The 5,085-nt window shown below is 37.2% G+C and carries 6 protein-coding genes; 5 read left to right on the top strand and 1 reads right to left on the bottom strand.

What is annotated here, in order from left to right; all coding sequences use genetic code 11:
• Window positions 1-136 (top strand): HEAT repeat domain-containing protein (locus tag AVJ19_RS22925; RefSeq protein ID WP_162626674.1); only part of this gene is annotated, 136 nt, incomplete at its 5' end.
• A gap of 118 nt (window positions 137-254) precedes the next feature.
• On the opposite strand, the gene AVJ19_RS20220 is transcribed toward AVJ19_RS22925, so the two are convergent.
• Window positions 255-629, bottom strand: coding sequence for a hypothetical protein (locus AVJ19_RS20220; protein ID WP_086322809.1), 375 nt, complete (start codon window positions 627-629; stop codon window positions 255-257).
• A gap of 258 nt (window positions 630-887) precedes the next feature.
• Here AVJ19_RS20220 and mobQ point away from each other — a divergent pair, with 258 nt between their 5' ends.
• The 4 genes from mobQ to AVJ19_RS22285 all read left to right on the top strand — a co-directional run bounded on the left by mobQ (window position 888) and on the right by AVJ19_RS22285 (window position 4,934).
• Window positions 888-2,642, top strand: coding sequence for a MobQ family relaxase (mobQ, locus tag AVJ19_RS20215; RefSeq protein WP_228203419.1), 1,755 nt, complete (start codon window positions 888-890; stop codon window positions 2,640-2,642).
• 633 nt (window positions 2,643-3,275) lie between these two features.
• Window positions 3,276-4,220: a replication initiation protein RepM gene (gene repM / locus AVJ19_RS20210; RefSeq protein WP_068912167.1), complete on the top strand. Its 945-nt coding sequence runs from the start codon at window positions 3,276-3,278 to the stop codon at window positions 4,218-4,220.
• A gap of 3 nt (window positions 4,221-4,223) precedes the next feature.
• A complete protein-coding gene (locus AVJ19_RS20205) occupies window positions 4,224-4,778 on the top strand; it encodes a plasmid replication DNA-binding protein (RefSeq protein ID WP_068975321.1) in 555 nt (184 codons plus the stop codon).
• A gap of 12 nt (window positions 4,779-4,790) precedes the next feature.
• Window positions 4,791-4,934 carry a hypothetical protein gene (locus AVJ19_RS22285; protein ID WP_171334252.1) on the top strand — a complete coding sequence of 48 codons (144 nt, stop codon included), beginning with the start codon at window positions 4,791-4,793 and terminating at the stop codon, window positions 4,932-4,934.
• Window positions 4,935-5,085 lie beyond the last annotated feature (151 nt).

Raw genomic sequence — 5,085 nt, 5'->3', positions numbered from 1 at the left:
AGCAGCTATTAAAGCTTTGGGTAACGTTGGTGGAGAAAAGGCAGTTGATCGTCTTCTAACACTTTCAAGAAGTACTATTCCAAATCAAAGAATAGCGGCTATTGAAGCTTTGAGTAAAGCTAAAAACTTCAAATAGGTAAGATGTAATTATTAGAATTTCTAAAATTAACATAATACACGTTATACGAAACTTCAAAAAATAGCCCTCAATCGAGGGCTATTTAACATAAAATCTCTTATATGAAATTTAGAACTTATCCCTTAAAAAGATCATTAAAAAGCTCTTTATCTTTCTGTCTATTTTCTTCTGTCTTACTTTCCGCACTTAAAAACTGCTCAAAATCAGCCCATTGATGTTTAAAAGATTCATCATTCTTAAATTTATTCAAAACCCAAGCGCCAAGCAAAATTTTCCGTCTAGTTTCATTTTTCCGTTCTTGGGCTTTTGCTTCGCTTAAAAGTTTTTGCTGTTTGAGTTTAAGCTCATTCTGTTTCTGTTTTGCCTGTTCTAAGATCTGCTCTTGTTCTTTTTTTAAATACTCAATTTGCTCTTGCAGGGATAATTTTTTCTGCTGTGCTTTGGTGAGTTTCTTTAAAACTGCATCTTTCTTTTCTTGAATATCTGACATAGTATTAAACCGTGATGATCAATAATCAAACATCATCATAGAGTCAAAAAACAAAGCGAGCAATATCAAACGTAGCGAAGCGAAGTTTTCCCGGAGTGAAACGAAGGGCGCACTTACCCACTTTTATCATTTCATTCAAAAGTGGACGTTGCGACAGGGGAAACCCCTGTACCCCATGACCTCGCTTTAGCATGGTCAGCAACTTTTTCAAAGTTGCAAAAATCAAAACCACGGTATGCAGAAATTTAGGTTTTTAAAGTGGCAATTTTTCATTTGAATGAAAGCAACATCTCACGAAGTGACGGACGTTCAGCCGTTGCTTGTGCTGCTTATCGTGCCTGTGAAAAATTAGAGGATCTGACTTTTGGAAAGACTCAGGACTACACTAAAAAAAAGGGACTTGCATACAAAAATATTTATGCACCAGAACATACCAATACAAAACTTTTAGACCGTCAAACACTTTGGAATACAGTAGAAAAAAAAGAATTCAATGCCAATGGCTCAATGAAAGCCAATGCACGACTCGCCAAAGAATATATCTGTGCTTTACCACATGAATTAACAGATGCAGAACGCATAAAAATCGTTGATGACTTTTGCCGAGACTTTGTGAACAAGCACAATGTTATTGTCGATGCCTGCATCCATGCACCACATGAACATAACGATGAAACCAATAATAAAAACTATCACGTACACATGATGTTCACGACCAGACTCATCAATGAAAAAGGCGAATTAGGAAAGAAACAAAGAATCTTCAACGACCATGGTCCCGAGATCCTGAAGGACAGCCGAGCAACTTTTGCCAATGTTGTAAACACAGTATTGGAAAATGCCGGACTAGACGAACGCATCGACCACCGGAGTTACAAGGATCAGGGCTTAGACTTTCTTGAACCCACTCATCATGAAGGGCATGAAGCTACAGCACTTCGCAGACAATATGACGAGGAACAAAAAAGACCGCTTGAAGAACGTAACACTGAAATTGTGCTACCAAGAATTGCACTTGAAAATGATGCAATCAAAGCCAAAAATTTAGATGCTGCACGAGAATACCAACAGATCATCAAGGGCCTTGATCAAGAAATTATTGTTCCAAGTCGATTAGAAGATCAGATTACCCAGCTGGAAAACGAACTTCAGTTAACCGAAGCAGAAGAAAAAGAGCTTTTAGCAGAATTAGTAAATCTCAACCTAGAAGAAGAACGCCTGCAAGAACAACAGGTTCAACAGATCGACAACGCATATGATGACTTCATCCGGTGCCAAGATATTTATGCAGAATTTGCCAATCAGTTTTACACCATTCAAAGCAATGCTGCTGATAATCAAAAGCAGATTGAATCAAATCTCACCAAGACAAAACGATGGTTAGCAGAAAACAAAAGCGATTTTTACCTACATACCAATAATTTGTTTTATGACTCTTATCATCATACTTACAGAGATATAAAAAAACCTGATTTTTATGCGACTGAAAAATCAGTAGAACAGGCAAAAAATGAGAACTGGAGAGAATACGCAACAGAGGTCGAACAACTTGCTAAAGAATACGATATTGAGAATGTCGTCAAACGCTTAGGCCAATGCTCAGAGATACTGGAAAATAATGGGATTGAACGACCAACGATAAAACCCTCGTTTTGGCAGAAGCTAAAACGAGAGTACGTTCATTCATTCGATACCCTACATGATTTTAATGATGATATGAGTCCCCTCCTTAAAGCAAAACGGGCAGATGATCTCAAAATTGAACAAGAAAGAATGCAGCAAGTACGCCAAGCGGAAGTAGATCGCCAACGAAGAATTGAAAATGATCGCAGAGAAAGTGAATTTAGAGAGCAATTACGTAAAGAACGAGAGCAAAAAGAACAACGCTATGAACAAGAAAGACACGAACGAGAACATTTGGCATTTTTAAAACGCCAAGAATTGGAAAAACAGCAGAAAAACGAGCCTAAAAAACCAGAAAATGAAAATAACAACGATTACCGACCTTGGTGAATGCTGTTTAAACGCAAAAAAAATAGGGTTTTTAGCGATGTTTTGCTAAACCACAGTGATTTATAGTTGAGTTAAGAAAAAACTCTTAAATCGCAAATGAGAGCATTTAGCGAGTGTCTACGAGCGAACTACAGGGATCTAAATTTTTTCACCTGTTTTTCCCTGATTACAGGCTCCCCTGTGTATCAAGAACTCAGAATCAGAGCATCCCGAATGGGTGCGAACTGATTACGGTGGCTTTATGTCGAGCGAAGCGAGTGAAAAAGTTCTATGAGCGAAGCGAATTCCTAGTTGCTTTTCTTTTTTAAAAAGTCACGAAATTTTAAGCCAAAATTGCCCTACGAACTGAGCGAAAGCGAAGTTCAATAGAGTTTGAGCGTAGCGAAAACATAGGGCAATTTTTCCTTACCTTGGCTTTTAATTATTTTTAAAGTTTTTAATGCTTTTAGACTCTCTGAAAACCTTTGTTTGCAAGGCTTTCAAGGTGGATAAGACTACAATTTCTTTGTCATAAGACTACAATTTCTTTGTCATAAGACTACAATTTCTTTGTCATAAGACTACAATTTCTTTGCATTTGATTACATCGAATGCTAATGTAGTCTTAATAACACTTATAACCTATGCAGTCTTATGAAAAATGACTTAGTAGTAAAAGATAATGCCTTAATTAATGCCAGTTATAATCTCGAAGTAACCGAGCAACGGCTTATCCTTTTATCAATAATAAGAGCAAGAGAAACAGGCCAAGGGATCTCATCCGACAGTAAATTAGAAATCCATGCTTCTGATTATGCTTCTCGCTTTGATGTCACCAAAGAAGCTGCGTATAACGCTCTAAAAAATGCAGTTAATAATCTTTTTGAAAGAAAGTTCTCTTTTAAGGAAATTCATAAAGATACAAACAAAGAAATTGTAGTCAAATCCCGCTGGGTTAGCCGAATTGCATATGTTGATGACCTTGCTACATTAGAAGTTACCTTTGCACCAGATGTTGTTCCTCTTATTACAAGATTGGAAAAGCACTTTACGAGCTATCAACTTAAACAGGTTGCGCAACTAACTAGCAAATATGCTATTCGTCTATATGAGTTTCTAATTGCTTGGAGAGACGTAGGAAAAACACCTGTTATTTCTTTATCTGAGTTCAGAGAAAAATTAGGACTTGAGATGAATGAATATCAAAAAATGGTTAATTTTAAAAGTCGTGTTTTAGAACCAGCCATAAAGCAAATCAATGAGCTGACTGATATACATGTAAAATACGAACAGTACAAAACAGGAAGATCTATCTCAGGCTTATCATTCACTTTTAAGCATAAAAAAATTGATTCGATACCTTCAGAAAGAGATCCAAACACGGTAGATCTCTTTACCCAAATGACCGATGCACAACGCCACATGTTTGCCAATAAACTTTCAGAGCTACCGGAAATGGGTCGGTATTCCCAGGGAACTGAAAGCTATCCACAATTTGCTATTCGTATTGCTGAGATGCTTCACGATCCTGAAAAAATCAAAGAACTATATCCATACCTAAAAAAAGTGGGATATATGCCATTAAATAAAAGGATTTAGTAAATGGCTAAATTATCACTAAGTGAAGTATCTAACCGCTTTAACGTCAGTCGTTCTACGCTATATAGGGCCATAAAAGAAGGGCGTATATCTCGAAGCGCTGATGGTCTTTTTGATATTGCAGAAGTCATCCGATGCTTTGGAGAGCCGATCAAAAAGCATGAACAAAAACAAGAAGTGGATCAGTCTAAAGATGATGCTGATTTACGTCAGCTTGTTGATTTTATGAAAAAGGAAATTGAGTCATACAAAGATCGTGAGAAACGCTATTTAGATCAAATAGACCGCTTTCAATTGCTATTAGGGCATAAAGAGTCTGAAGAAAAAATGTCTCATGATACACCAGTGACACATTCCAATGATGCACCATGCGACAACAATAGTGGAATAAGTGAAACTATTGATAATAATAGAGATAGTGAAATTAAAACATCCCATGAGACATTGGTGACACGCCCTAATGAAACACCAAAACACGTACCAAATACGCATTATGAGACAAAGAAAAAACGTGGCTTATTTGGCCGTGTACTGAATGCTGTTTTTGATAATGACTAAGGGAGAAAGATCATGCCGAAACTGAAAGACATTGCCCTAGGCATTATTGTGGCCCCGCTGTTGATCCCGATCATGCTGATCGCATCGTACCAGGATAAAAAGGAGCTGAAAAAAGAGCTGGATAAACGCCAAAAAGAAAAAGCCCAGGCTTCCTGATTATTCACCTGGGCTTATTAAAGCCGTGGAACATTGCTCAATAAGTAGGCGTGGAACGTGAAAAATCATAAAAAAAGCCCGAACAGGGATGCTCGGGCTATAAACTAGAAACTAGAAACTACAGTGTTGAATTATAAGGATAATTATACAG

The sequence above is a fragment of the Acinetobacter sp. CFCC 10889 genome, from assembly GCF_003268395.1.
In the GTDB taxonomy this organism is placed as follows: Bacteria; Pseudomonadota; Gammaproteobacteria; order Pseudomonadales; family Moraxellaceae; genus Acinetobacter.
This window is presented reverse-complemented; position numbering and strand designations above follow the sequence as displayed.